This window comes from Paeniglutamicibacter quisquiliarum, from assembly GCF_019084045.1.
GTDB lineage: Bacteria > Actinomycetota > Actinomycetes > Actinomycetales > Micrococcaceae > Paeniglutamicibacter > Paeniglutamicibacter quisquiliarum.
In genome coordinates this window covers 381584-407147 of record NZ_JAHRED010000003.1, presented here as the reverse complement: position 1 = coordinate 407147, position 25564 = coordinate 381584, and the positions used below count along the sequence as shown (strand labels likewise).

Genomic DNA, 25564 nt, shown 5'->3' with positions numbered 1-25564 from the left:
GGGGAGTGCTGCCCCGTTCAGCGGGCAATGACGGCTTCATCACCCGTTACGCTCAACATACGCCGAATGCATCGGGCAAACCTAGAGTTCGGCCCGCGCCGTGGTTAAGAAAAGGTGAAGCTTGGCCGACGCCCGGATGTCGCAGCGGAGCGCACCGGCCGAACCATGGGTCAGGAGCCGAAGCGGCGTTGCCTGTCGGCGAAGTCCCGCAGCGCGCGCAGGAAGTCGACGCGCCTGAAATCCGGCCACAGCGCCTCGCAGAAGTAGAACTCCGAATAGGCGCTTTGCCAGGTGAGGAAACCGGAGAGGCGTTGTTCGCCCGAGGTGCGAATGACCAGGTCCGGGTCCGGCTGGCCCTTGGTGTAGAGGTGGGTGGCCAGCTGGTCGGGATCGAGGTCCTCGGCGATCTGCGCCGCATTCAGCCCATCGGCGTGGCCCTGGAGCAGCAACGCCTTGACCGCATCGACGATTTCCTGCCGGCCGCCGTAGCCGACCGCGACGTTGACGTGGATGCCGGTGACGTGCGCGGTGGAGGCCTCCAGCTCGCGCAGCTTGTTGGCCAGGTAGTCGGGCAGCAGTTCAAGGTTGCCGACGGGTTTCACGCGAACGGTCTTGGTTTCACCCAAACGGTCCAGGGTGTTGGCGATGATCCCCATCAGGGCGTCGAGTTCCTCGCTGGAACGGCTCATGTTGTCGGTCGACAGCATGTAGAGCGTGACCAGGTTGATGTCCAGTTCCTGGCACCAGCCCAGGAATTCCAGGATCTTGTCGGCACCGGCCTGGTGTCCGCTGGCCGTGGTCTGTCCCGACAGCTTGGCCCAGCGACGGTTCCCGTCCACGAGCACGCCGATATGCGCGGGCAGCTTTTCCGGGGTCAGCATTCCCCGCAACCGCCGCTCATAGAGCCGGTAGACGAATCCCGGTAGTTCCACGGCGATACTCCTGCTTGTGCTTGGGGCGGGGCGGCATGCAACCGCCAACGGGCTGCATGTTCAACTTAACGCTACCGGGTTCCCTCCCCGTCGGTGCGCCAAGACGCGGGCATTGCGTCTGGGAATACTCCGAGCAAGACCTCCGGCCGGAACGTTCCGCGGCTTTCAGGTGCCCGCGGCCACCAAGGCTACCGATTGGTAGTTTAGGCTGGGTCCATGACCCAACCATCCGGCAGACCCTCCCAGCCACCGGTTCCGGCGCAGCCGTCCAAGCCCTTGCTGCGCGGCTGGATCCATGCGGTCACCGCACCCCTGGCCTTGGTCGCCGGCATCGTGCTTGTCGTTCTGGCACCGGCGGGCGCCGCGAAGATCACCAGTGCCGTCTTCGCGCTCACCGGGGTGCTGCTCTTCACCGTGTCGGCGTTCTATCACCGCGGAAATTGGTCGCCGGAGACCACCCGCGTGCTCAAGCGGATCGACCACACGAACATCATGTTGCTGATCGCCGGTTCCTACACCCCGCTCGCTTGGGCCCTGCTTCCGGCCAGGTCCGCAACCATCCTGCTGGTCGCGATCTGGATCGGGGCGTTGGCAGGGGTCGGTTTCCGGGTCTTCTACACCGATGCACCGCGGTGGCTTTACACCCCGGTGTACGTGTTGCTCGGCCTGGCGGCGTTGCTGTTCATCGGGGACTTCTTTTCCGCCAGCCCGTCCGCGGCGATCCTCATTTGCGTCGGGGGCGCCTTCTACATTGCAGGGGCGGTGTTCTATGCCATGAAGGCACCGAACCCCATCCCGGAAATCCTGGGGTTCCACGAACTCTTCCATGCGTTCACGCTCATCGGCTTCGCCTGCCACTTCACCGCCATTGCCATCGCGGTTCTCGGCACCGCCTAGGGCCCCGGCGCGGGTCGCGAGAGACCCGGGACGAACAGGGCCGCCAATGCGGGCAGGTCACTGACAGGCGCATGGCAGATGCCGCCGCGGCACACGTAGAGCCGCAACTGGCCCTTGGGCCCGGCCGGGTAGGCCGCGTTTTCCGCGCCTGCACCGGCGAGTTGGGCCACGCCGGCCAGCACCCCCAGGCGCACCGCGGCCCGGCGCTCGGAATCGGTGCCGCCGGCCACCACAAGCTCGGTGCTTGAGCCGTGGACGAAACGGGCCGCCACGCCCAGTGCGCTTCCGGCACCGTGGGGCGCCCGGTCGGCAATCGCCGGGACGAAGCCCAGCAGCATCCGAACCAGCGCGAGGTCGGCCTCGCCGGGGCCTGACCCCGATTCCGCTGCGTTGCCGCCGGTCTCCAGCTGCCTGCGGCCCGCCCTGTTCAGCAGGGCGGCTGCCAGCAGCGAGGTGGCAGCCGGCACCGCGTCATCCAGGGCCTCCGCACTGGCGGCGCCCCCGCGCATGGCCCGGACCCGGGGATCGTTCCCGGCACTGTCCTGCGGCTTACCGCCTTCCAGGAAAATCTCCAGCGCGGCGCTGAGGACATCGTCCGCACGGGCAAACCAGATCCGGTCCCCCGAGGCGACAGCCAGCTGCTGGAATCCCAGCGCCACCGCCGCGTAGTCCTCGAGGACCGCGGCTATGGCGGTGCCCGCCCGCCCCTGGTGGCTGATGCGGTGGAGCACGGCCCCGGTTTCGCCGCGCGCCGGAACCCAGTGCACGCGGTGCAGGTATTCGGCCGCCCGGGTGGCGGTGGCGAGCATGCGCGGTTCGCGCAGCAGCACCGCTGCCTCGGCCAGCGAGGCGATGGCCAGGCCGTTCCACCCCGCAACGACCTTTTCGTCGCGGCCCGGTTGCACCCGTGTCGCACGCTCGGCGCCGAGCATCTTGAAGGCCGCCTCCAGCCCGGGCCATTCGGCAAGCGTCGGGGTGCGGGACAGCGCAATGGTCATCGGCACGTCTTGCGCGGGATCACTTGCCTGCTGCGCGTTCTCGGCCGGGAGCGGCGCGCCCTCCCACAGCTGCCAGAAGACGTTTCCGGCACCCGGAAGCGCCCCGGGGCGCTGACCGCTTGGGCCCGAGTCACTGGCATCGGGCTCCCCGAGGATTCGTGCGACCTCGCCCCGGCTGAAGGTGTAGGTGGCACCCTCGTGGTGGCTGCCGTCGGGCATGACGGTGTCGGCGTCAAGCGAGGAGGCGAATCCCCCGCCCGGAAGCCGCATTTCTTCCTCCAGCCAGCGGTGGATGCCGCGTGCCGAGACGCGGCAGAGTTCGGCGGCCTCGGCGTCGGGCAGCTGCGCCGCCGCCCTGGCGTACAAACCCAGCAGCTGCGCGTTGTCGTAGAGCATCTTTTCAAAGTGCGGGATCTTCCACTGCGGATCCACGCAATAGCGGGCAAACCCGCCGCCCACGTGGTCTGCCAACGCGCTGCGGGCCATGGTTTGCAGTGTCCGCGATGCCAGCCCGGTGGCCTGCGCCGCCTCGGATCCCTGCCCCAGTGACGCCCGCAGCAGGAAGTCCAGCACGGCACTCGGCGGGAACTTGGGAGCCGGGCCGAAGCCGCCGGTTGGATCCTCCAGCGCGGCCAGCCGCCGCACGGCAGTGCCCAGCACCGGGGCCAGGACCGATCCGGCACCGGCGGTGGGCAGCGGGAGCTCAAGGGAAAACATCTTGGCCTGCCCGCCGGCGACGGAGCCCAGATGGTCGGCCAGCGTGGCAGCCTGTAGTTCCAGGGCGTCGCGGCGGTTGTCCCAGGCATCGGCGACGGCCTCGAGCACCTGCATGAAGGAGGGCATGCCCGGCCGGGGAACCGGTGGGAAATAGGTTCCGGCATGGATGGCGCGGCCATCGGGGAGCGTGAACACGCTCATGGGCCAGCCGCCGGCACCGGTGAGCGTTTGGGTTGCCGCCATGTAGGCGCCGTCGACGGCCGGATGCTCCTCGCGGTCGACCTTGATGGGCACGAAGTGTTCGTTGAGGTAGGCGGCGATCCCCGGGTCGTCAAAGGATTCGCGGGCCATCACATGGCACCAGTGGCAGGCTGCGTATCCGATGGACAGGAACACCGGGACGTCGCGGGACGCTGCCAAGGCAAAGGCCTCGTCCCCGTACGGCCACCAGTCCACCGGCTGGTGAGCATGCTGTCTTAAGTATGCCGAGGCGCTCGAGGCGATTCGTTGTCCCATGCTGGCACCCTACTCCAAGGACCTCGGCATCCCCTGACCGCCGCCAGAGGTTGAGCGCCCCGGGGACAGGAGGTGGCCGCCGAAGCGATCCGCGCTCCCTCCCGCGGCAGAAGTGTGCCGGATTCAGCTGTCCCTGCCCCGCAATGCCGCATACCCGGCACCGAGAAACACCACCGTCCAGGCCGCCAGCACGGCAAGCGCTGTGTCAGGGCCGTAGGGCTGCTCCGCTGCGGTGCCAAGCACCGCAGCGGCATTGGTCGGCAAGTAGCCGGCCGCTTCCTGCACCGCGTCCACGGTGAACAGCGGCAGGACCTGTGGCAGCCCGAAGAGCAGCACGAACGCCGCGGTCACGGCCCCGGCGCTGCTGCGCAGCAGGGCCCCGAGGCCCAGCATCATCATGGCCAGCAGCCCCAGATAGGTACCCGCACCCAGCATGGCCGTGGCCAGCTGGCCGGGCGTGAACTGGCCGTAGCTTCCCGCGGCGGGTGCCGCCACCAACGTGCCGGCCCCCACCAGGACGGCCCCGGCAACGAAGCCGATGGAACCGAGCACCGCGGCCTTGGCCCCCAGGAACCTAAAGCGCACGGGGATTGCCTGCAGCGAGGTGGTGATGGTGCCGGAACCGTATTCGGAGGTGATCGACAGTGCGGCGAATACGGCAATGAACAGCTGGGACAGCTGCAGGGACACAAAGGCAATGAAGGGTGCCGGCATCGCCGTGTCGTAGCCGTTCTCCCCGCTGGCCTGGGCCGAGGAACCCAGCAGCCAGGCCAGGGCGGCCTGGCCGAGGAGGGCCAGTGGCAGGATGATCCGGGTGGACCGCAGCGAGGCCAGCTTGGTGGCCTCAAACGCCACGGCCCCGGCCCAGCGGGTGCGCGCGGGGCGAATACTTGCCGGTGTGGTTTCTTGGATGGTGCTCATGATGCTGCCCTTTCACTTTCGGTTGGCACGTAGTCGAGGCTGGAGGAGGTCAATTCGGTGTAGGCCTGTTCCAGCGAGGCCTTGTGCAGGGTCAGTTCGTTGATCCTCAGCCCCAAGCCGTGGGCCATGCCCCCGACATCCTCCAGCGAAGCGCCGGTGATCCGCAGGGCGCCGGAGTCAGTACGGGTGACCGAATACCCGGCGCGGGACAGTGCCTCGGCGAGCGCGGCCGCATCGGGGGTGGCAACGGTGATGGAGTTCAGCGCGCTTTCCGCGATGACGTTGTCGATGGTGTCGTCCGCGATCAGCCTGCCCCGACCGATGACCACCAGGTGGTCGGCCGTGGACTGCATCTCACTCATCAGATGGCTGGAGACGAACACCGTTGCCCCGGCGGCCGCCTTGGCGCGCATGAGCCGTCGGATCCACACCACCCCGTCGGCGTCCAGCCCGTTGACCGGTTCGTCGAAGATGAGCACCTGCGGGTCGCCCAGCAGCGCGCCGGCGATGCCCAGGCGTTGGCGCATGCCCAGAGAAAACGTGCCGATGCGCTTGTGCCCCGCGTCCGCGAGCCCGACTTCCGCCAGCACCGCCCCCACCCGGCAGGCGGGGATGGAATTGCTGCGGGCCAGGCCCAGCAGGTGCGAAGCGGCCCGCTGCCCGGGGTGCCCGATCCGCGAGTCGACCATGGCCCCCACGGTGCGCAGCGGGGTGTGGAGCCGCGCATAGGGGACCCCGTCAATCAGTGCCGCCCCCGAGGTGGGTGCGTCCAGCCCCAGGAGCAGGCGCATCGTTGTGGTCTTTCCGGCCCCGTTGGGACCCAGGAAACCGGTGACTTTCCCGGGTTCAATGGCCAGCGAGAGCTTGTCCACCGCCCTTTTGCCTCCGAAGTCCTTGGTGAGTTCCTCAAGCACGATCATGGTCCCTCTCCTTGCCCGGTTGGTGTTCCTTCCTTGCCTTCAACGCTAGGTTCCTTCCCGGGTCCGCGGCCACCGGCGTTGGCCGGGTCTTGGCCGCGGGAACCCCTGACTTTCGTCGGTGTCGGGGCGCTCGGCAGCTCGGTAGCATGGGTGAATGAGGACCCGCTTCGAAGCCGGCTCCCGGTCGCAACAGGCCGGCTGGGCCATCGTCCTGCTGCTGGCCACGTTCTTGGTGCCCGCCGTGGGCCAGGGCAATGCCCCGGCCGCGGTCCTGTCCGTGGTTGCCGCCTATCTATCCGGGCACCGGCTTGCATCCCTCCGCTTGTCGGTCTCCATGCTGGGGGCAGGGATCCTGGCCGCGGGCGCGCTGCGGCTGGCGGCCGATCCTTCGGGGGCCGCGTCGAGGTGGCTGCTGGACGCGCTGGTGGTCTTTGCGGCGGTGGTGATTCCCTGGTGGTGGGGCCGCTACCGGATGCTGCGCCGCGCCCAGCGCCGGCGCGAACACGAGGTCGTTGCCGCCAACGCCCGCCTGCTCGAACGCTCCCGCATAGCCCAGGACATGCACGATGAGCTGGGGCACGAACTGGCGCTCATTGCCTTGGGGGCAGGGGCCCTCGAGGTCCACGCATCCAGCACCGAGCAGGGGCGCCGTGCGGCGGCCGAGATCCGCGAGCGGGCATCCCAGGCGATTGATTCGCTGCATGGGATCGTGGCGATGCTGCGCCAGGAAGACTCCAACGGCGCGGCGCCGATGCTCCCGGCCGGCGAATCGATCCGGGCACTGGTTCAGAGGGTGCGCACCGCTGGGCTTCGGACAGACCTCGAACAGGTGCCGGCCCCGCCCGGAACCCCCGAGCCTTCGCGGGCGCTCCAGGCCGCCATGCACCGGGTGGTCCAGGAAGGCCTGACCAACGCGGCCAAACATGCCCCGGGCGCCGCGGTGCGCATCGGGATCGACGAAGGCGGGGACCCGGTGACCATCACGGTCGAGAACCGCCGCACCTCGCCTGCCCCCGCCGTTCCAACCGGAGGCTCCGGGCTCGCCGGGGTCGCCGAACGGCTGCGCATGCTCGGCGGCACCCTGGAGGCCGGAACGCACGGCCAGGATTTCCGCCTGGTGGCTCGCATCCCGCGGTCCGCTGCGCCCCGCGAACCCGCTCCGGCCGCGGGGATCGGCCCCCTGCCGCCGGCGGACGCCCCGGTGGCAGGGGCCCTTGCGGACCTTCGGCGCAACACGCGCTCGCGGCAATGGGCCAGCGCATTGCTGCCGCTGGGGCTGGCGGTGCTGCTGGCCGGCATCCTGGTGACGGTGCAGGTGCTCACGGTGGTGGACAACGCCCTGGCGCCTGCCGCATACGCGCAGCTGTCGGTGGGCCAGGACCGGGTGGCGGTCGCATCGCTGCTTCCCGCCGGCGGCCTGGACGGGCCCACCCCGCTGCTTGCCGAACCTCCGGTTCCCGAGGACACGACCTGCCGCTACTTCCTGGCCCGCAGCGGCTTCATGGATCTGAGCAGCGACATGTACAGGTTGTGTTTCGGCCACGGAGTGCTCGTGTCAAAGGACCATTTGTTGCCGCGCGAGGAAGGATGAAGCCCATGCCACCGCCGGATGTTTCACAACCCGTCGGCGACCGCGGGGCCCGGCCCATCACGGTGCTGCTGGCCGATGACGAGGCGCTGGTGCGCGCTGGGGTCCGGGCGATCCTGTCGTCGGATTCCGACATCGAGGTCGTGGCCGAGGCGGGCGACGGGCGCCAGGCGCTCGAACTTGCCTTCCGGTTCCGGCCGCAGGTGGCATTGCTGGATATCCGCATGCCTGTGCTGGACGGGCTCGCCGCGGCCCGCGAACTGGCGGTGCGCCTCCCCGGGACCGCGGTGGCGATGCTCACGGTCTTCGGCGAGGACGAATACATCGATGCTGCGCTGAAGTTGGGCGCCAGCGGATTCCTGCTCAAGGCCTCGGCTCCGCAGGAGCTCATCGCCGGGGTCAAGGCTGTGGCCACCGGCGCCGCCTACCTTTCACCGCGCGTGGCTAGGCGGGTCGTGGACCGGCTGCGAGCCCTCGACGTCGGCGCCCCGCAGGCGGCACGCGTGGCCGTGCAGAAGCTGAGCGCCCGGGAAACCGATGTCTTCGTCCTGGTGGGGGCCGGCTGCTCAAATGCAGAGATCGGTGCACGGCTGCACCTGACCGAGGGCACCGTCAAGGGGCATGTCTCGGCAATCCTGCTCAAGCTGGGGGCGGGGAACCGTGTGCAAGCCGCCGTGCTGGCCCACCAGGCAGGGCTGGTCCCGCAAGGCCCGTAGGCCAAACGCCTGCGGGCACGGCAACAGCCCCCAGGGAAAGATCTCCGTGGGGGCGTGCTTGATACGGGCCGGCTAACGCGCCGGAGTGTCTCCCGGCTCGTCGGGCTGGATGTCCTTGCCTTTTTCCACCAGTTCCTGCTGGCGGGCCTCGGCCTCGCCCTGGTAACGGACGCGGCGGATGCGGCGGGTCATGTCACGGATCAGGAAGATGGTCACGATCACCAGGGCAGCGGTGGCCACAAAGCCCACGAATCCCGGGCCAATGCTCTGGGCCGCGTCGCCGACGGGCGCGCCGGGGGCCGGGGAAGGACTAACTGAAGCTGCATACAGCAGGAACGAATACACGCGCGAAGCTCTTTCCGAAAAAGTTGGCGGGCCGGATTCACCGGCACGTTACCTATCTTAGACCGGCAAACAGGTCGGTCTCTGGGAGTGTGGTGGGAACGGCCGATTCGATGAGGGTGAAGTCCTCCCACGGCCAGGACTTGGCGTAGATCGCCTCGGGCACAGCAAAGAAGAATCCGGTTGGATCGATCTGGGTCCGGTGGGCAAGCAGCGCCCGGTCGCGGTGCTTGAAGAAGTCGGCGCAGTGGATCTGCGTGGTGGTCTCGTGGGGCGAGACCCAGCCGAAGAGCTGCTCGTCCGGGTGCGCCTCCCAGGCGGCGATTCGCTCGGCATACGGCGACTCGATGCCGGCATCGACCATGGCGTAGTGCAGTGTCTTGAAACGCTCGGGGGCGAAGGCGCGGTCGTAGTAGAGCTTGGAGGTTTCCCAGGGCTCCCCGAGTTCCGGGGAGCTGTCGGCCTTGGCTGCCTCTTCAAAGGCGTGCACGGCGATCTTGTGCGCCTGGATGTGGTCCGGGTGCGGGTAGCCGCCGTTTTCGTCGTACGCAATGATCACGTGCGGCTTGAACTCGCGGATCAACTTGATCAGCGGAGCGGCTGCGCGGTCCAGGGGCTGCAGGGCGAAGGCGCCGAAGGGCAGCTCCGGCAGCGGGTCACCCTCGGGGAGTCCCGAATCGACGAATCCCAGCCAGCGGTGTTCGATGCCCAACACCGCGGCGGCCTCTGCCATTTCAGTGCGCCGCACCCCGGCCAGGTCGCGGTGCGCGTGCGCAAGCTCGCCGACTGCGGCGTTGAGGATGTCCCCGCGTTCCCCGCCGGTGCAGGTTGCCACCATCACGGAAGCGCCGGCCGCAATGTATGCGGCCATCGTGGCCGATCCCTTCGACGATTCGTCGTCGGGGTGTGCGTGGACTGCCAACAAACGCAGGCCAGTTGAATCAGCGATGTGCTCCACGTTTCGTTCTTCCACCTAGGTAGCTCCAACTTCTCATGCTCGGTGAAGGGTTCCCCTTGCCAAGGCTTAGACTGGTAGGGATGATTTCCCGGCCGCGACGCCCACGAATGGAAAGGGGCGCCAATGTCCAGCTTAACTAATAGGTACGGTTCCCCCAAGCGGGGTTTGGCCAAAAGAACCCGTGTGATGCTCATCATCGGCGGCGTCGGCGCCGGAGTGCTCGGTGCGCTCTATTTGACCACCACAACCACTTCCGGCGTGCAGTTCAAGGACAACTCCTTCGAGGTCCTCTCCCCCACCATGGCCACCGCGACCGTGGACATCGCCAAGGACGCGAGCGCAACCGTGCAATGCGAGGTGCGGGCACTGAGCGAGTCCTACGCCATTGTCGGGTGGAAGACGCTGACCGTTGGGCCCACCGAGGGCAAGGGCATGACAAATACCCGCTTCAAGGTCGAGCTTCGCACCGAATCGCTGGCAACCACCGCAGGCGTCGAGGAATGCCGGGTCATCAAGGACGCTTAGTTCCCACACGATCCCCGCTTAACGGACATTGTGAAGTGGCCGAGACGCGCCGATACGCCAAAAGCTCAAACCTTGGGCAATTAGCCAAATGACGGCTAATATCTTTCTAATACGTTAATGCCCCGCTACAGACCGTGACGGACAAAGTTCTTCACCCACTGTGCGGGGTCTTTGCTTGCAAGATGTTCGTCGCATCATCGGGCGGGACCGTCTCGGCATGTTGTTCCCCCAGGGAGTAGCGGCCCTGATTACACAAGGAGTACCACGTGACCACGACCAATCACGAACCAGTTATTTGGCTGACCCAGGAAGCCTTTGACCGTCTGACCGTCGAGCTCGAGCATCTCTCCGGCCCGGGCCGCGCGGAAATCGTGGACCGCATTGAGCAGGCACGTTCCGAGGGCGACCTCAAGGAAAACGGCGGCTACCACGCGGCCAAGGAAGAGCAGGGCAAGGCCGAGGCTCGCATCGCGTACCTCAAGGACCTGCTGCGCCGCGCCCACGTGGGCGAAGCCCCTGCCGACGACGGAGTCGTTGAGCCGGGCATGCTGGTTCAGGCGATCATCGCCGGCGACAAGACCACCTTCCTCTTTGGCAGCCGCGAGGTCGCCGGGGACACCGACCTGGAGGTCTACTCGGAGCGCTCCCCGATTGGCGCCGCGGTCCACGGTGCCAAGTCCGGTGACACGCTCACCTACACCGCACCGAACGGCAAGGAAATCACCGTCGAGATCGTTTCCTGCAAGCCATACAGCGCATAGTTCTTTTCACCCACGCCTCGGCGTGAGCGGTGGCCCGGTGGCCGCCAGTGCTTCACCCACATGGAAGTCTCGCCCCGTTTAGGGCGATCACCCGGAGGGCCGTCGCATTGGCGGCCATCGGTGTTTTGGCCCGCTGGCCGCATTCGTGCCACCACGTGCAACGCCCCCTGGAATCCAAGCTGGATTCCAGGGGGCGTTGTCGCGGGTTGGCGGGAGCTGCCTAGCCCATGATCATGGGCTGGAAGCCCTCGGCCCGCAGGTTGTTCAGCACGGCCTCGGAATGCACATGGCCCTTGGTTTCCATGTCGATGGTGATCGCCACGTCCCCCATGGACAGCGAACCGCCGACGCGGGTGTGGTCAAGCCGGGTGACGTTGGCGTCGGATTCTGCGATGACCCGGGAGATCGTTGCGAGCTCGCCGGGGCGGTCATCGAGCATCATGCGCACGGTGAGGTAGCGCCCCGCCGCGGAGAGGCCCCGTTGGATGACCTTGAGCATCAGCAGCGGATCGATGTTGCCGCCGGAGAGGATCACCGCCGTCTTGGTGGGCTTCAGCCCGAGTTCCTCCAGCTTGCCTTCCAGCAGCGCCGCCACGCCCACCGCGCCGGCCGGCTCCACCACCAGCTTGGAGCGTTCCATGAGGAACACCAGCGCGCGCGCCAGCGCGTCCTCGGAAACCGTGACAACCTCGTCGACAAGCTCGCGGATGATCTGGAAGGGCAGCTGCCCGGGCCGGCCCACGGCGATGCCGTCGGCAATGGTGCGCACGGTGTCCAGGGGAACCAGCGCATCGGCCGCCAGCGAGGGAGGATAGGCCGCGGCATTCTCGGCCTGCACCCCGATGATCTTGATGTCGCGTCCCAGTTCCCGGGCACGGGACTTGATCGCCACCGCGACCCCGGCCAGCAGTCCGCCGCCGCCCACGCCCATCAACACGGTGTCGACGTCGGGCAGCTGATCGAGGATCTCCAGGCCGATCGTGCCCTGCCCGGCAATGATGTCGGGGTTGTCGAAGGGGTGCACGAACACGGCGCCCGTCGCGGTGGCGTAGCGCTCGGCCTCCGCCAGCGCCTCGTCGACGTTGTGGCCGTGCAGGATGACCTCGGCGCCGTGGTCGCGGGTGGCGGTGAGCTTGGGCAGGGCCACGCCCAGCGGCATGTAGATGCGGGCCTTGATGCCGAGCCGGCGTGCCGCCTGGGCCACGCCCTGGGCGTGGTTTCCGGCCGAGGCGGCGACGACGCCGCGGGCGCGCTCCTCCGCGGAGAGCTTGGCCATGCGCACGTAGGCGCCGCGGACCTTGAACGATCCGGCACGCTGCAGGTTCTCGCACTTCAGGTAGACTTCCGAGCCGATGTCCAGGGACAGCGCGCGCGAGTGCTCCATCGGGGTCTGGACGCTGACGCCCTCAAGCAGGGCCCGGGCCTCTTCGATGTCGGACAGGCTCACCGGGAGTGTGGTCTTCTGGATCATGGGAGCGGCTTTCTTCTGGGCGTGTGCGGACACGCGAATGCAATCGGGTCGGGAAGTCTTTCGGGCCAGGACCTTGTGCCGGGCAGTTTGGGCGGCGTGCGGGATCAGGAACCGGGGTCTGGTTCTTCTCCGTCAAGGTCTGCGGGAGCCGGTTCCGTGGTGCGGACCGGCTTGGTAATTCGGGATTCGCCCACCGCGGCCATGGCCGCTGTCTGGGGACCGAACGGGGTCTCGTGTTCCCAGCCCCGGTCGGCGATGTACTTGACCACGGTGTTGGCCACGGCCAGCACCGGAACGGCAAACAGGGCGCCGGCGATGCCGGCGACGATGGAGCCTCCGGCCACGGCCATGACGACGGCCAGCGGGTGCAGGCTCACCGCCTTGCCCATGATCAGCGGCTGCAGGATGTGTGATTCGGCCTGCTGCACAAACAGCACGACCAGGAGCATGATGAGCGCGTTCACCGGGCCGTTGGCGACCAGGGCCAGCAGCACTGCAACAGCGCCGGTGACCAATGCGCCCACGACCGGGATGAAGGAACCGATGAAGACGAGCACGCCCAGCGGCAGCGCCAGCGGCACCCCGAGGATCAGTGCGCCGACGCCGATGCCCACCGCGTCGATGAAGGCGACGAAGAGCTGGACGCGCACGTAGACGACCATCGAGGCCCAGCCCCGGCGTCCGGCGCCGTGGGCTGCGGCCCGCGCGCGGCGCGGCAGGATGTTGACGAAGAAGCGCCCGATCCGCGCACCGTCAAGCAGCAGGAAGATCAGCGAGAAGAGCACCAGCAGCAACCCGGTGATCAGGTGCCCCAGCGTGGTGCCCCAGGACAGCGCGCCGGAAAGAATCGAGGAGGAATTGTTCCTGAGCTGGTTCAGGGCGTCCTGGACCAGCTGGTCCACGTCCTGGTTGCTCAAGGCAAGGGGGCCGGTGGAGAGCCAATGCTGGATCTGGCCGATGCCGGTCAGGGCCTGGGACCACAGCGAGGCGAATCCGGTGGCCAGCCGCTGCCCGACGATCGACAGGCCCCCGACGATCAGCGCCAGGAATCCGATCATGGTCACCCCGACGGAAAGCCCCCTGGGGAAGCGAAGCGCACGGTTCAGGAATTTCACCACGGGGCTCAGCAGCCCCGCCAACAGGGCAGCGATCATCAGCGGGATCACCAGCAGCGACACGTGGGACAGCAGCCACACGGCGATGCCCAGTGCAATCACGATGACAATCAGCCGCCAGGACCAGGAGGCAGCAATGCGAACGCCGTAGGGCAGGTCTTCGGCCGTGGCGTGATCTGCGTAGGACGGCACTTCGACCGTCTCGGCTTCGGGATAGGTGGCCAGGCGCTGCTTGGTTGCCTGGGCCCCCTGCTGCACGGCTTCGGTGGCGGCGGCCAGGCGCTTGAAGGCGCGCGGCAGCTTCATGCCGCTGCCCCGAGGGAACCGAACCGGGGCGCAGCGACCGGGCGTCCATGCCTCCCGGTCGCATCCAAGCTGCCTGTAAATGCCATGAACATACGTTATCCCCTGGAAGTTGACTGTGCGGCATTGATGACGCACATATTGCAGAAAAACCGCGGGGCAGTACCCAAATCATGGGTACTGCCCCGCGGTCACACGGCAGATTGACTAGTCGTCGCCACGCAAGATGGCCAGAATGCGCAGAATCTCAACGTAGAGCCAGATGAGTGTCACGGTCAGGCCGAACGCGGCTGCCCAGGCCATCTTGGCAGGAGCCCCCTGGCGCACGCCCTCGGAGATGTTGGTGAAGTCCAGCACCAGCGCGTAGGTGGCCAGCAGGACGGCGAGAACGCCGATGCCCAGGCCAAGCAGGCCGCTGCGCATGCCGAACATGCCGTCGATGACACCGAACATCATCAGGCCGAAGTTCAGCAGCGAGAACAGGCCGTAGCCGATCATCGCGATCATGAACATGCGGGTCATCTTCGGGGTCGCGCGGTACTTGCCCGAGCGGTAAAGCATCAGCGTCACGGCGAAGACCGACAGGGTCGCGAGCACGGCCTGGACGGCGATGCCCGGGTACATGTTCTCGAAGACGCCCGACAGCCCGCCCAGGAAGATGCCTTCGAAGCCCGCGTAGAGCATGATCAGGATCGGCGAGGGCTGGCGCTTGAAAGCGTTGACCAGGCCGAGAACCAGGCCGACCAGTGCGCCGACGATCATCAGCCCCGGGAACTGCCAGCCAATGGCGGCACCGATGACGACCAGGCCAAGTGTCAGCATGGTCTTGTTGATGACATCCGCATAGGTCATGCGGCCGGTTTCCTGCGGCGATGCGGACGGCTGCGTGTACAGGTCCTGCAGCGCTTGCGCGCTCATCGGCTGAGCATAGGTCGTGGACGCGGCACCCGTTGCGCCGGCCGCACGGGTCTGCTCGCGGTAGTTCTTGGAATTGAAGACCGGGTTTCCGCCCAGGGCCATGGTGATTCTCCTCCGTAGGGTTGTTAGTAAATAGCCTACGTTGGTAGAACGCTCGATGCAGACCAATAAATCCCCAAATCACCACCTTTTTGGGTTTTAGCGTGTAGCTTGTGGCTTTTAGGGCAACATGGGCGGCATCCCCGTCATTTTCGGCTGTCGCGGCATCCGAAAATGAGGCCCGGATTGCAGCCGGGAAAACAAAGGCTCCTGCTCTCCCGCAAATTCGGGACAACAGGAGCCTTTCGTTTTGTACCCCCAGTGGGACTCGAACCCACAAGCCTTTCGGCAGCTGATTTTAAGTCAGCCGTGTATGCCAATTCCACCATGGGGGCCTACTGCACCAAGCGTACAAGATCGTCCCCTCGGTTGAGAAACGACCGGTTGCCCGCAATGCATGGGAAAGGGCGGCGGCAAAGTCATCCTGGGTTCCCGGGCCGTGGGCCTATCACTTTGGTGCCCGGGATCCATGGCGTGTTGCCGCCGCCCTCAGTCCGTCGCTGCTAGGCGCGCGGCTTCGGCGTTGCCGCCTCCACGAAGGTGGCGCGCGGGGTTTCGAGGTTGTTCAGCTGCAGGGTGTCGCGCTGGAAGAACAGCGCAACCATCCAGTCGCCCAGGACGCGGAACTTGCGCTCGAAGGTCGGCATGGCCATGCCGTGGTAGCCGCGGTGGGCCATCCAGGCGGGCCAGCCCTTGAGCTTGAGGCCCATGACCTTGGCGACGCCCTTGTTGGCACCGAATCCGGCTACCGCGCCGAGGTTCTTGTGCTTGTAGTTCTTGACCTGGCCCACGCCGTAGCGGGTGGCGTACAGGTTGTGTGCCAGCAGCTTGGCCTGGCGCACGGCGTGCTGTGCGTTGGGCACGCAGGTGCCGTCGGGCAGTCCGCCGGTCACGTCGGGCACGGCCGAGACGTCGCCGGCTGCCCAAGCGCCCTCGATGGCGATTCCGTCTTCGCCGGTGATGCGCAGGTCGGTGCCGGTCATGACGCGGCCGCGGGCCTCGATCGGGAAGTCGGTGGAGCGCACCATCGGGTTGGCCATGACGCCGGCGGTCCAGATCAGGGTGTCGGACTCGAAGGTCTCCGCGTCGGACTTGTCAGGCATGTTGATCAGGGCCAGGACACCTTCCTCGGCGTTGGCCAGGGAGGTGTTCAGCAGCACCTCGATGCCGCGGCTGCGCAGGTGGTCGACAACCCACAGCGCCTGGTCTTCGGTGACCTCGGGCATGATCCGGCCCATGGCCTCGACCAGCACGAAGCGCAGCTCGTCCTTGCCGATGCGGCCGTTCAGGGCGGCGGCGTGGCGGGCCATGTCCTCGATCTCGGCGATGGTCTCGATGCCGGCAAAGCCGCCGCCGACCACGACGAAGGTCAGGGCGCGCTTGCGCTCCGTGGCGTTGGTCATCAGCGAGGCGGATTCGATGCGCTCGAGGATCTTGTTGCGCAGGGCAACGGCTTCCTCGATCGACTTCAGGCCGATGCCGGTGTCGGCGAGGCCGGGGATCGGGAAGGTGCGGGTGACGGCACCGGCGGCCATCACGACGTCGCGGTATTCAAGCTCAAAGGGCTCGCCGACAACCGGCACGATGACGGCCTTGTTGTTCTTGTGGTCGACGGCCGAGACGCGGCCGGTGATCAGTTCTGCGTGCTTGAGGTGCTGGCGGTGGGAGACCACCGCGTGGCGAGGTTCGATCTGTCCGCCGGCGACCTCGGGGAGGAAGGGCTGGTAGGTCATGTAGGGAAGCGGGTCGACAACGGTGACGATGCCGCCGTGGTCCTTGACCTTCTTCTGCAGCTTCATGGCTACGTAAAGTCCAACGTAGCCGCCGCCAACGACAAGAATGCGCGGGCGGTCGGAAAATTGTGTAGTGATAGGCATGTAGCCCATCCTATCCCCAAAAACACCGTTTGTGAAAGTCTTCACTAGCGGCCAATGGCGTGGCAATCACCACTATTTCCAGGCGGCCCTCAGGCGTCCGGGCCGGACTCCGGAAGCTCGTCGAAAATGTCCTTGGTCCCGGGGCGGTCGCCGAGCTTCAGCGCGGCAACCGGCGCGCTCTTGGCCGATTCGGCAACGGCGGCCCGGTGCCGGGAACGGGCGAAATGCAGGGTCCCGGCCAGGACGGTGAGCCCCAGCAGCCCGCCAAAGCCCAGTACCAGCAGCGGCGGCAGGAAGCCGACGTCGTCCCCCGGCGCCTGCGGGGCGGGCGCGGCAATCGGCTTGACGCTGGATTTCTCCGTGGAGATGCCCGGGTCACCGGTGGGCGCGGTATTGACCTGCGGGCCGCGGCGGTGCACCCGGATCCATTCGGTGATGGTGTTCATGGGATTGGCCTTGACCTCGGCGACGGGCGCGGTGAGTGCCGCGTAGGCGTCGAGGATGCCGTGGCCGTACAGGTTGTCGACGCCCGGTGCCCCCGCATCGCGCGCGGTGGACAGGATCCGGTTGATGACCTGCGGGGCCTTCATCTCGGGATACTTGGAGCGGATCATGGCCGCCACACCGGCAACCAGCGGGGCCGCGCCGGAGGTGCCCGACCAGTCGGCGTAGCGGCCGCCGGGCAGCCCTCCGACCAGCGGGTCGGCGGGAGCCGCCACGCCGATGCTGATGCCCTCGGTGGAGGAATCGACGCTGGCCTTGCCCTTGCGGTCGATGCCCGCCACGGTGAGCACGCCGGGAATCGTCGCCGGCGCCCCGACCTGCTTCATGCCGCCGGCGCGGTTGCCCGCCGCCGCGACGATGACCACGTCCCTGTCCTCGGCGTACTTGAACGCGGTGTCCCAGCTGACCGGCCAGTCAGGCTGGGTGGAACCCAGGGAGATGTTGATGACCTTGGCGCCGCTGTCCACGGCCCATTTCACTGCCGCGGGAACCTGGTTCTCCACGGAGATCCCCGCGGGGTTTTCGGTGCCCATCCACAGCGAGACGGAGAGCACCTCGGCCTCCGGGGCCACCCCCAGCATCCCGTCGGGACCCGGGCCCGGCTTCGGGATCTTGATTTCCTCCGGTGCCGGGGGCGGATCTTCCTTGGCTTCCTTGGCGGATTTCACCGCCTTCTCGTAGGCGATTTTTTGCGCTTCGGCATCGGCCTTGGCCGCTGCGATCGCCGCCTTGTTGTTGCCGCGGCCGGCCAGCAGCGTTGCCACGAGCGTCCCGTGTTCCGGAAGGGTGCCCAGCGGCTTCGAGCCGTCGGCGTTTCCGGCCCCCGAGACGTCGGTGCCGCCGCTCACCACGCCGCGCAGGTCAGGGTGGGTCTTGTCGATGCCGGTGTCAATGACGGCGACCTTGACACCCGCCCCCTTCGAGACACCCCACGCCTTGGAGATGCCCGAGGCCTGAAGCCACCACTGCCCGTCGCGGGCCGCATCCGCTTGCGCGGCCGGAGCCGCGGTGAGCGCGGCAGACATGCAGAGCGCCAGGGTCAGGACCGTGGCGGCGACGCGGCGCAGTCTGTGGCTCAAGGGTTCTCCTAGCATGGTGCGTGGACGGGGATTGCGGCGGCGGTTCTCAGTTGCTTGTGCCAAGTCCCAGGGCAATTCCGTCCAGAATATCGTGCTCCGAGGCCGTGGCGGTGGTGATCCTCCCGGAGCTCGCCTGCCCCACCCGTTCCAGGATGCACCCGTAGATCAGCGCGCCCGCGGCAATGACATCCACCCGACCGGGATGCATGAACCCTAGTGAAGCGCGGGTTTCGCGTTCGGCCTCGAGCATGAAAGCGACGGCTGATTCGAGCTTGTCGAAGCCGACCTCGGCACCGTGAATGAGGGTCGAGTCATACTTCTCAAGGCCGAGCGCGGCGGCGGTAAGCGTGGTGATGGTCCCCGCAACGCCCACGATCCGGTCCACCAGGGAGAAGTCGACATCCCGCTGGACTTCGTCGAGCACCGCGTTGACCTGGGCGCGGGCAGCGGCGATCAATTCGGGCGTGGGGTTTTCCAGGCGCCAGAAGCGCTCGGTCAGCCTGACGCAGCCCATGTCCATGCTGCGCGATGCCACCGGGCCGTGGCCGTTGCCCAGCACGAACTCGGTCGATCCCCCGCCGAGGTCGATGACCAGGATGTGGGTTCCGGGGGCGGCCGGCGCCACGGAGGCGGCCCCGGCATAGGACAGCGCGGCCTCGGTCTCGCCGGGCACGACCTCCGGGTCGACGCCCAGGCGCTCGCGCACCCCGGCGACGAACTCGTCGCGGTTCCTCGCGTCTCTCGTGGCGGAGGTGGCCACGAAGCGGATCGAGGTGGCGCCGTGTTCGCGGATCAATTGCGCGTATTCGTCGATGGCGGCAAAGGTGCGCTCCAGTGCCTCCGGCGCGAATTCGCCGGTGGCATCCACGTCCTGGCCCAGGCGCACCACCCGCATCTGGCGCAGCACGTCGGTGAGCGCCGGGCCGTTGGGTGTGTCGTGCGTGTCCGCAATGAGCAGGCGGATGGAGTTGGTGCCGCAGTCGATGGCGGCGACGCGTGTCATGCTCCGGGGGTTTCCTTCGTGTCGGCGGCGGCCTCGCGGGCGGCCCGCGCGGCGGCGCGCTCGGCCTTCTTCACGGCCGGGTCAACGGCCTGCGTCTTCACGTGGCGCGAGCGGTCCTGGCTCGGGGCCGGGGCCTGCGTGTCCCAGGCGCCGGCGCATCGGCAAACGTCCTTGGTCCACCATTCGGCGATGGCCTCCAGCGCCCTGTCCCCCAGCGGGTTCACGCCGGGGCCGGCGGCCAGCGAGTGGCCGACCAGCACATGCAGGCACTTGACGCGGGTGGGCATGCCGCCGGCGGAGACGCCGGCGATTTCCGGGACGGCACCGGTGCCGGAGCGTTCGCCAATGGCGTCGCGCACGGCCAGGTACTGCTCGTGGGCCTGGGCGTAGGCCTCGGCCAGCGCCGGGTCCTGCTCGAGTTCCGCGTTCATCTCGTTCATCAGGCCGCCGGCCTCCAGACGCGAGACCGCGGCGGTGATGACCGGGTGCGTCAGGTAGTACGTGGTGGGGAACGGGATCCCGGAGGACAGCCGGGGCGCGGTGGTGGCCACCAGCGGGTTCCCGCAGACGCACCGGGCGCCGATTTCCACGACATCGCGCACCGGGCGGTTCAGTTGGCGGGAAAGCGTCTCCAGGTCTGCGGCGCTGGGCACTCGTGCTGCAGCATCAAGTGCTTCGTGGTTTTGGTTCGCGGCGTCCACGGTTGGGAGCATCTCCTCGCGTCGGTGGGTCAGGTCAGGGGGTTGGTGCAGGCTCAGTCGGTGGCGGCGCGCTGCACCGAGTCAAAGAGCGCATCGACCCAGGGAAGGTCGGTGCGGACTTCCTCGGGGCTTTGGTTCGCCTCGCCCGGCACGTCGTCTGCCGGCCGGGAGCCGACGACCATGTAGTTGCGTTCGCCCGGCATGACCAAGTTTATCCGGTCGCGGGCCTGCTGCTTGATGTACAGCGGATCGTCCCAGCGCGCGATCTGGTCCTTGAGGGCTTCCTGTTCCGCCTGCATGGCGGCAATCGAGGTGCGCAGCGCCGCGATTTCGTCGCGCTGGCGCGCATAGGTGCCGATGCTGGGGACCAGCAGGACGGCGAAGACCGACAGCGCGATGCTCAGTGCCAGCAGGCGACCGGAAAAGCTGCGTGCCGGAATGGGCTTCTTGGGACCGTCGGGGCCCTTGCGCTCGGTCTTTTGGGCCGCCTTTTCGTCCTTGCGCACCGCCCCGGAAAGCAGGTTCCGGTCTTCGATGCGCCGCTGCGAGGCGGTGGCCCTGGAGCGCGGCGACCCGCCGCCCTTGGCGCCAGTCTTGGGCTTGGAAGCGGCCTTGGGACCTGTCGGCCCGGACGGGGATTTCGCGGGCGAAGCCTTGGCAGCAGCCGGCTGGGCCTTGCCGGACCTGGGGGTGCCGGGCGTTGCCTTGCCGGAGGGGGTCACCGGGCCAAGCGGAATGACCTTGGCGCGGGGAGCATTGGCCGCCGGGCCCGGGGTGGCGTTCCGGGGCGCCGCGGCAGCGGAGCCCGGCTGCGTCTCGCGGTAGGGCCGCGGCCGCTTGGGCGCGGCACCCGGGGCGTTGGCCTGGGGACCTGCACCCTGGCCGGGACCGGTTTCGGCCTCGCGTGCGGGGTTGTGGGCCGAGGCCCCGGAGCGTGGCCTGGGGGGACGTCGCGCGGCCATCTGACTCCTTGCCCGGTAATGCCGGAGCCCGTTTCGCATGGCCCCGGTTGGTTCGTGGTGGCGAGCTTTCGGGGGTTAACACAAAAACTCGTGGGGGAACCAAGAATAGTTCCCCCACGAGCCTACGTGTAATTACGCCGTGCTAGGCACCGAAACGCGGGAAGGCCCCGGCACCGGCGTAAACCGCCGCGTCGCCGAGCTCTTCCTCGATGCGCAGCAGCTGGTTGTACTTGGCCACGCGCTCCGAGCGGGCCGGGGCACCGGTCTTGATCTGGCCGGCGTTGGTGGCAACGCAGATGTCGGCGATCGTGGTGTCCTCGGTCTCACCCGAGCGGTGCGAGGTGATGGTGGTGTAGCCGGCGCGCTGCGCCATGGACACTGCATCCAGGGTCTCGGTCAGCGAGCCGATCTGGTTGACCTTCACCAGCAGCGAGTTGGCCGTGGCCGTCTCGATGCCGCGGGACAGGCGCTCCGGGTTGGTGACGAACAGGTCGTCGCCCACCAGCTGGACCTTGTCGCCGATGGCGTCGGTGAGGGTCTTCCAGCCTTCCCAGTCGTCCTCGTCCAGCGGGTCCTCGATGGAGACCAGCGGGAAGTCGGCAACCAGCTGGGCGTAGTAGTCGCTCATTTCCTGCGCGGAGATCGACTTGCCCTCGAACTGGTAGGTGCCGTTCTCGAAGAACTCGGAGGAGGCAACGTCCAGGGCCAGGGCGATGTCCTGCCCCGGGGTGTACCCGGCGCGGGTGATGGCCTCGGTGATAAGTTCCAGGGCAGCGCGGTTGGACGGCAGGTTCGGCGCGAAGCCGCCCTCGTCGCCCAGGCCGGTGGACAGGCCCTTCTCCTTGAGCACCGACTTGAGGTTGTGGTAGACCTCAACGCCCCAGCGCAGGCCCTCGGAGAAGGTCGAGGCGCCGATCGGGGCGATCATGAATTCCTGGATGTCGACATCCGAGTCGGCGTGCGAGCCGCCGTTGAGGATGTTCATCAGCGGAACCGGCAGCACGTGGGCGTTCGGGCCGCCCAGGTACTTGTACAGCGGCAGGTTCGCGGATTCGGCGGCGGCGTTGGCCACTGCCAGCGAGACGCCCAGGATGGCGTTGGCGCCCAGCTTGGACTTGTTGGACGTGCCGTCCAGGTCGATCATCGTGAGGTCGATGGCGCGCTGGTCGGTGGCGTCCATGCCCTCGATGGCCTCGCCGATGTCCTCGATGACCGCTGCGACGGCGCCGAGAACACCCTTGCCCTGGTAACGCTTGGGATCCTCGTCGCGGCGCTCTGCTGCCTCAAAGGCACCGGTGGATGCACCGGAAGGAACTGCTGCGCGGCCCATCGAGCCGTCGGACAGCAAAACCTCAACCTCAACGGTTGGGTTGCCGCGCGAATCGAGGATCTCGCGGGCGTGAATGGCTTCAATCAATGCCATGGGAAGGTACTCCTTCAAGGGGTGTGGATGTTAGTCAAACGTGAACTGCATGATGCAGGCGCCGTTGCCTGCCCCAAGCCTAGCTTGGGTGAGACTCAGTTCACGAAAGGGTTTCGTGCGTTTCGGCCCCGGCCTGCGCGATGCGCTGTTGCACGACGTTGCGCAGGGCCCGTTCGGCGTCGAGCCCCTGGGCCTGGGCCATGGCGCACAGGGCGAGCAGGTGCTCGCCCAATTCCTGTTCGCTTTCCGGGATGCCGCCTTGCGGCGGCTCCCCCCAGCGGACAGAATCCTGGATGTCCCGCTTCCCCGCGGCGCCGGGTTCATCCCGGGTTTCGGTGATTGCCGCGTGGCGGGCGGTGCGGGAGAGAAATGTCTGGGCGTACAGCAGGGCCGGCAGGTTGGAGGGCAGGCCCGCTGCGGCCGATTCGTTTTGCGTTTTTTCGGCTCGCTTGGCCCGGTCCCAGGACTCGATGATCTCGGCGATCGAGTCGGGGAAGCTCTCCCTGAGGCTGCCGTCGGCCTGGAAGACGTGGGTGTTGCGGCGAATCATCTTGGCGCCCAGGTAGGCCGCGATCGACTCCAGGTCGAAGGCCCGCCGTTCGGACCCGATGGCGGCATGCAGGACGACCTGGAGCAGGATGTCGCCGAGCTCGGCTTCCAGTTCCCCGTCCGGGGCGTGGGTCTCGATGGCCTCGGTGAGTTCGTAGGATTCCTCGAGCAGGTACTGGACGAGCGACTCGTGGGTCAGCGCCGCGGTCCAGGCGCAGTGCTCGCGAAGTTGGGAAATGATGTCAACGAGACGGTCGACCTGCTCACTCACTGTTGCTACTCCCCTGCTGCGGCGAAGGTTCCCGCATGCCGTGCGCCTGCGGCGGCGCGGTGCGTGGAAAACCCCTGGGCGGCGTTGCCCGCATCCAACGATATCCGAATCCCTGCCGACGCCGCCCGGCGGCGGGATTCGGTGTCCCTCACAGCGGCGGGATGAACCAGTGGGCGGCGCCCGGCGGCATTAATCGCCGATGCCGGCGCATCCGTGCCCCGGAAGGGGCATGGGCGCACCGGCAGTCGGTGGCGGGTGCCGGTTGCTGCCGGCTCCCGCTTGGGTTGTCCCCTAGTCTTCGTCCTCGTCGTCGATGTCCTCGTACTCGAGGTCGTCGTCGTCGTCTTCGTCGTTGAGCGCGTCGTAGGCCTCGTTGATGAAGTCAACCAGGGCCTCGCGCTCCTCCAGGGGAAGGAACGCTGCCTCGGCGGCGTTCAGCGTGAGGTCCATCAGGTCCTCGAGGTCGTAGTCGAAGGCCTCGACGAGCAGTTCGAACTCGTCAGAGATGGTGGTGCCGCTCATCAGCCGGTTGTCCGGGGAGATGGTGACGTTGAAGCCGGTCTGGATCAGCAGGTCCACCGGGTGGGACTCTATGCCCTCGCCGAACGCGGCGGTGGCGCCGGTCTGCAGGTTGGAGGACGGGCAGATTTCCAGGGCGATGCCGCGGTCGCGCACCCAGTTGGCCACCGGGCCCAGGTTGACCAGGCCGGTGTCCTCCCCGACCTCATCGCCGTCGTCGTCGACTCCGCCGTACTGGATTTCGATGTCCTCGGCAATGCGCACGCCGTGTCCCAGGCGCTGGGCGCGGCCGGTGATCAGCGCGTCGCGGATGGATTCGAGGCCGGCTGCCTCCCCGGCGTGCACCGTGGTCGGGAAGAAGTTCTCGGCCAGCAGGTCGAAGGCCTTCTTCATCCGCGAGGGCGGGAAGCCCTCCTCGGCACCGGCGATGTCGAAGCCAACGACGCCGCGGGAGCGGTGGCGCAGCGCGAGTTCGGCGATCTCGACGCCGCGGTCGGCGTGGCGCATGGCGGTGAGCACCTGGCCGACCTGGATCGGGGTGCCGGCCTCCGTCATCCGGGTGCTGGCCTCCTCGAGCCCGGCCTGCACCGCCTCGACGACGTCGTCCAGGGACAGGCCCTCGCGCTGGTGTTGCTCGGGCGCCCAGCGAACCTCGCCGTAGACCACGCCGTCGGCGACGAGGTCCTCGACGAATTCGCCGGCAACGCGGCGGAGCGCGTCCTTGGTCTGCATCACGGCAATGGTGTGGTCAAAGGTTTCCAGGTAGCTCTCCAGCGAACCGGAGTCCGCCGAGGCCCGGAACCAGGCACCGAGTTCCTCGGCATTGGTGGAGGGAAGCTCGTGGCCCGCCGCGGCGGCCAGCTCGATGATGGTTTGCGGGCGCAATCCCCCGTCGAGGTGGTCGTGCAGGGATACCTTGGGCAGGGCCCGGAAGTCGAAGGAAGGGTCATATGCAATGTGGATCATCTCGTCAGTCACCCGCCCAGCCTAGCGGGGCGCGACGGGTTCCAACAGTGGGCCCAAGTGGTGTTGGGGCAAATGTTCATCCAACGCTTCCGCGGTGTTTCAGTTGCCGTCCGACACCATTGGCTCGGGCTCGGGGTCCTCTCCCGGAACGCGCACCGGGCGCGGCGACTGGACGGCGTGTGCGGCCCCGGCGGCGAGGCGGTCTTCCCGCTCGGAAATGCGGCGTCCGGTCCGCACCAGGACGGCGTGGGAAAGCTTGTCGATCAGGTAGCCCATGACGATGGCCAGTGCGACCGAGAGGACGATCCCCAGCAGCTGGTTGTCGTGGAACCAGGCGCCCGCCACCACGCCGATGGCCACCGAATAGCTGGACCAGGTCAGGCACCCCGCGACGTCCAGCACGGTGAAGCGCCGGTGCGAGAAGCCGGTGGCCCCGGAGCTGAGGTTCACCACCACCCGCCCGATGGGAACGTAGCGGGCGGTGAAGATCAGCATGGCGCCGCGCATGTTCAGCTCGCGGCGGGCAAAGGCGAAGAGCTTCTGCATGCGCGGGCGCCTCATCCAGCCGAAGCGCTCGGTGCCGATGCGCCTGCCCAGCAGGTACGCCATCTGGTCCCCGGTGATCGCCCCGACGGCACCGGCAAGGATCAGCAGGTAGACGTTGGGGATCCCGGTCCCGGCCGCGACGACCCCGAGGGCGACGAGCAGCGTTTCCGAGGGCAGGATGGGGAGAAACCCGTCGATGAAGCAAAAGAGGCAAACGATCGGCAGGATCCACCACGCGTTGGCCGCGTGAACGATGGCCTCATTGATCAGGTCCACTTAAACCGGCTTTCCATTGCTTTGGCGCGCACCGCTGGAAGCCCCAAGGCGCGGCGTGTAAATAAGTCCAAGAGCCACTTGGCTCTTATTCTCCCGCATTTCCCCCGCATCGTGCATCATTCCGCGGGTTGAATCCCGCGGGCCGCGCCTCGTCCTTTCGGACCATGTTCCGGCCCCCGGGTGCCCGGGGC

The 25564-nt window shown here is 67.6% G+C and carries 23 protein-coding genes and 1 tRNA gene; 5 read left to right on the top strand and 19 right to left on the bottom strand.

Translation table 11 applies throughout. The annotated features are described in order from the left end of the window. Positions 1–170 precede the first annotated feature (170 nt). Complete coding sequence (locus tag KRR55_RS08520) at positions 171–932, bottom strand: isoprenyl transferase (protein ID WP_217388643.1); 762 nt, start codon at positions 930–932, stop codon at positions 171–173. Between the two features lie 216 nt (positions 933–1148). Between KRR55_RS08520 and trhA the strand changes: the two genes are divergently transcribed. Beyond that, positions 1149–1829 carry a PAQR family membrane homeostasis protein TrhA gene (gene trhA, locus KRR55_RS08515; protein ID WP_217388642.1) on the top strand — a complete coding sequence of 227 codons (681 nt, stop codon included), beginning with the start codon at positions 1149–1151 and terminating at the stop codon, positions 1827–1829. Here trhA and KRR55_RS08510 read toward each other — a convergent pair. The 3 genes from KRR55_RS08510 to KRR55_RS08500 form a co-directional block, all read right to left on the bottom strand. Further along, complete coding sequence (locus KRR55_RS08510) at positions 1826–4060, bottom strand: thioredoxin domain-containing protein (protein WP_217388641.1); 2235 nt, start codon at positions 4058–4060, stop codon at positions 1826–1828. The genes trhA and KRR55_RS08510 overlap by 4 nt on opposite strands. Before the next feature lie 123 nt (positions 4061–4183). Next, on the bottom strand, positions 4184–4981 hold the full coding sequence (locus KRR55_RS08505) for an ABC transporter permease (protein ID WP_217388640.1): 798 nt from the start codon (positions 4979–4981) through the stop codon (positions 4184–4186). Next, complete coding sequence (locus tag KRR55_RS08500; RefSeq protein ID WP_217388639.1) at positions 4978–5901, bottom strand: ATP-binding cassette domain-containing protein; 924 nt, start codon at positions 5899–5901, stop codon at positions 4978–4980. The genes KRR55_RS08505 and KRR55_RS08500 overlap by 4 nt, the downstream gene beginning before the upstream one ends. Positions 5902–6055: 154 nt before the next feature. Between KRR55_RS08500 and KRR55_RS08495 the strand changes: the two genes are divergently transcribed. Continuing rightward, positions 6056–7492: a sensor histidine kinase gene (locus KRR55_RS08495; protein WP_217388638.1), complete on the top strand. Its 1437-nt coding sequence runs from the start codon at positions 6056–6058 to the stop codon at positions 7490–7492. A gap of 5 nt (positions 7493–7497) precedes the next feature. After that, on the top strand, positions 7498–8205 hold the full coding sequence (locus KRR55_RS08490; RefSeq protein WP_217388637.1) for a response regulator: 708 nt from the start codon (positions 7498–7500) through the stop codon (positions 8203–8205). Between the two features lie 72 nt (positions 8206–8277). On the opposite strand, the gene KRR55_RS08485 is transcribed toward KRR55_RS08490, so the two are convergent. Then, complete coding sequence (locus tag KRR55_RS08485) at positions 8278–8550, bottom strand: hypothetical protein (RefSeq protein WP_217388636.1); 273 nt, start codon at positions 8548–8550, stop codon at positions 8278–8280. Positions 8551–8602: 52 nt separating this feature from the next. After that, positions 8603–9520 carry a mycothiol conjugate amidase Mca gene (gene mca / locus KRR55_RS08480; RefSeq protein ID WP_336245067.1) on the bottom strand — a complete coding sequence of 306 codons (918 nt, stop codon included), beginning with the start codon at positions 9518–9520 and terminating at the stop codon, positions 8603–8605. 171 nt (positions 9521–9691) lie between these two features. Between mca and KRR55_RS08475 the strand changes: the two genes are divergently transcribed. Beyond that, on the top strand, positions 9692–10030 hold the full coding sequence (locus KRR55_RS08475; RefSeq protein ID WP_217388635.1) for a DUF4307 domain-containing protein: 339 nt from the start codon (positions 9692–9694) through the stop codon (positions 10028–10030). Between the two features lie 266 nt (positions 10031–10296). Further along, positions 10297–10791, top strand: a complete 495-nt coding sequence (gene greA, locus KRR55_RS08470; protein WP_217388634.1) for a transcription elongation factor GreA — start codon at positions 10297–10299, stop codon at positions 10789–10791. 220 nt (positions 10792–11011) lie between these two features. Here greA and ilvA read toward each other — a convergent pair whose 3' ends face one another. The 13 genes from ilvA to KRR55_RS08405 form a co-directional block, all read right to left on the bottom strand. Next, positions 11012–12262: a threonine ammonia-lyase gene (ilvA, locus tag KRR55_RS08465; RefSeq protein WP_217388633.1), complete on the bottom strand. Its 1251-nt coding sequence runs from the start codon at positions 12260–12262 to the stop codon at positions 11012–11014. 104 nt (positions 12263–12366) lie between these two features. Continuing rightward, positions 12367–13683: an AI-2E family transporter gene (locus KRR55_RS08460; protein WP_217388632.1), complete on the bottom strand. Its 1317-nt coding sequence runs from the start codon at positions 13681–13683 to the stop codon at positions 12367–12369. Positions 13684–13887: 204 nt separating this feature from the next. Then, positions 13888–14700 (bottom strand): Bax inhibitor-1/YccA family protein, encoded by an 813-nt coding sequence (locus tag KRR55_RS08455; RefSeq protein WP_217388631.1) that lies wholly within the window; start codon positions 14698–14700, stop codon positions 13888–13890. A 250-nt stretch (positions 14701–14950) separates the two neighbouring features. Further along, positions 14951–15032: transfer RNA gene (locus KRR55_RS08450), tRNA-Leu, on the bottom strand. A gap of 168 nt (positions 15033–15200) precedes the next feature. Further along, positions 15201–16574, bottom strand: coding sequence for an NAD(P)/FAD-dependent oxidoreductase (locus KRR55_RS08445; protein WP_217388630.1), 1374 nt, complete (start codon positions 16572–16574; stop codon positions 15201–15203). 89 nt (positions 16575–16663) lie between these two features. Further along, on the bottom strand, positions 16664–18172 hold the full coding sequence (locus KRR55_RS08440; RefSeq protein ID WP_217388629.1) for a S8 family serine peptidase: 1509 nt from the start codon (positions 18170–18172) through the stop codon (positions 16664–16666). Between the two features lie 31 nt (positions 18173–18203). Then, positions 18204–19160, bottom strand: coding sequence for a Ppx/GppA phosphatase family protein (locus tag KRR55_RS08435; protein WP_217388628.1), 957 nt, complete (start codon positions 19158–19160; stop codon positions 18204–18206). Next, positions 19157–19873, bottom strand: coding sequence for a DUF501 domain-containing protein (locus tag KRR55_RS08430; protein ID WP_217388627.1), 717 nt, complete (start codon positions 19871–19873; stop codon positions 19157–19159). Before KRR55_RS08430 ends, KRR55_RS08435 begins: the two co-directional genes overlap by 4 nt. A 41-nt stretch (positions 19874–19914) precedes the next feature. After that, positions 19915–20823 carry an FtsB family cell division protein gene (locus KRR55_RS08425; RefSeq protein ID WP_217388626.1) on the bottom strand — a complete coding sequence of 303 codons (909 nt, stop codon included), beginning with the start codon at positions 20821–20823 and terminating at the stop codon, positions 19915–19917. 142 nt (positions 20824–20965) lie between these two features. Beyond that, positions 20966–22246 carry a phosphopyruvate hydratase gene (gene eno, locus KRR55_RS08420; RefSeq protein ID WP_217388625.1) on the bottom strand — a complete coding sequence of 427 codons (1281 nt, stop codon included), beginning with the start codon at positions 22244–22246 and terminating at the stop codon, positions 20966–20968. A gap of 100 nt (positions 22247–22346) precedes the next feature. Then, positions 22347–23066 (bottom strand): MazG nucleotide pyrophosphohydrolase domain-containing protein, encoded by a 720-nt coding sequence (locus tag KRR55_RS08415; RefSeq protein ID WP_217388624.1) that lies wholly within the window; start codon positions 23064–23066, stop codon positions 22347–22349. 291 nt (positions 23067–23357) lie between these two features. Continuing rightward, positions 23358–24551, bottom strand: a complete 1194-nt coding sequence (locus KRR55_RS08410; RefSeq protein WP_217388733.1) for an adenosine deaminase — start codon at positions 24549–24551, stop codon at positions 23358–23360. A gap of 99 nt (positions 24552–24650) precedes the next feature. Continuing rightward, a complete protein-coding gene (locus tag KRR55_RS08405) occupies positions 24651–25373 on the bottom strand; it encodes a DedA family protein (protein WP_217388623.1) in 723 nt (240 codons plus the stop codon). Between the last annotated feature and the right edge of the window lie 191 nt (positions 25374–25564).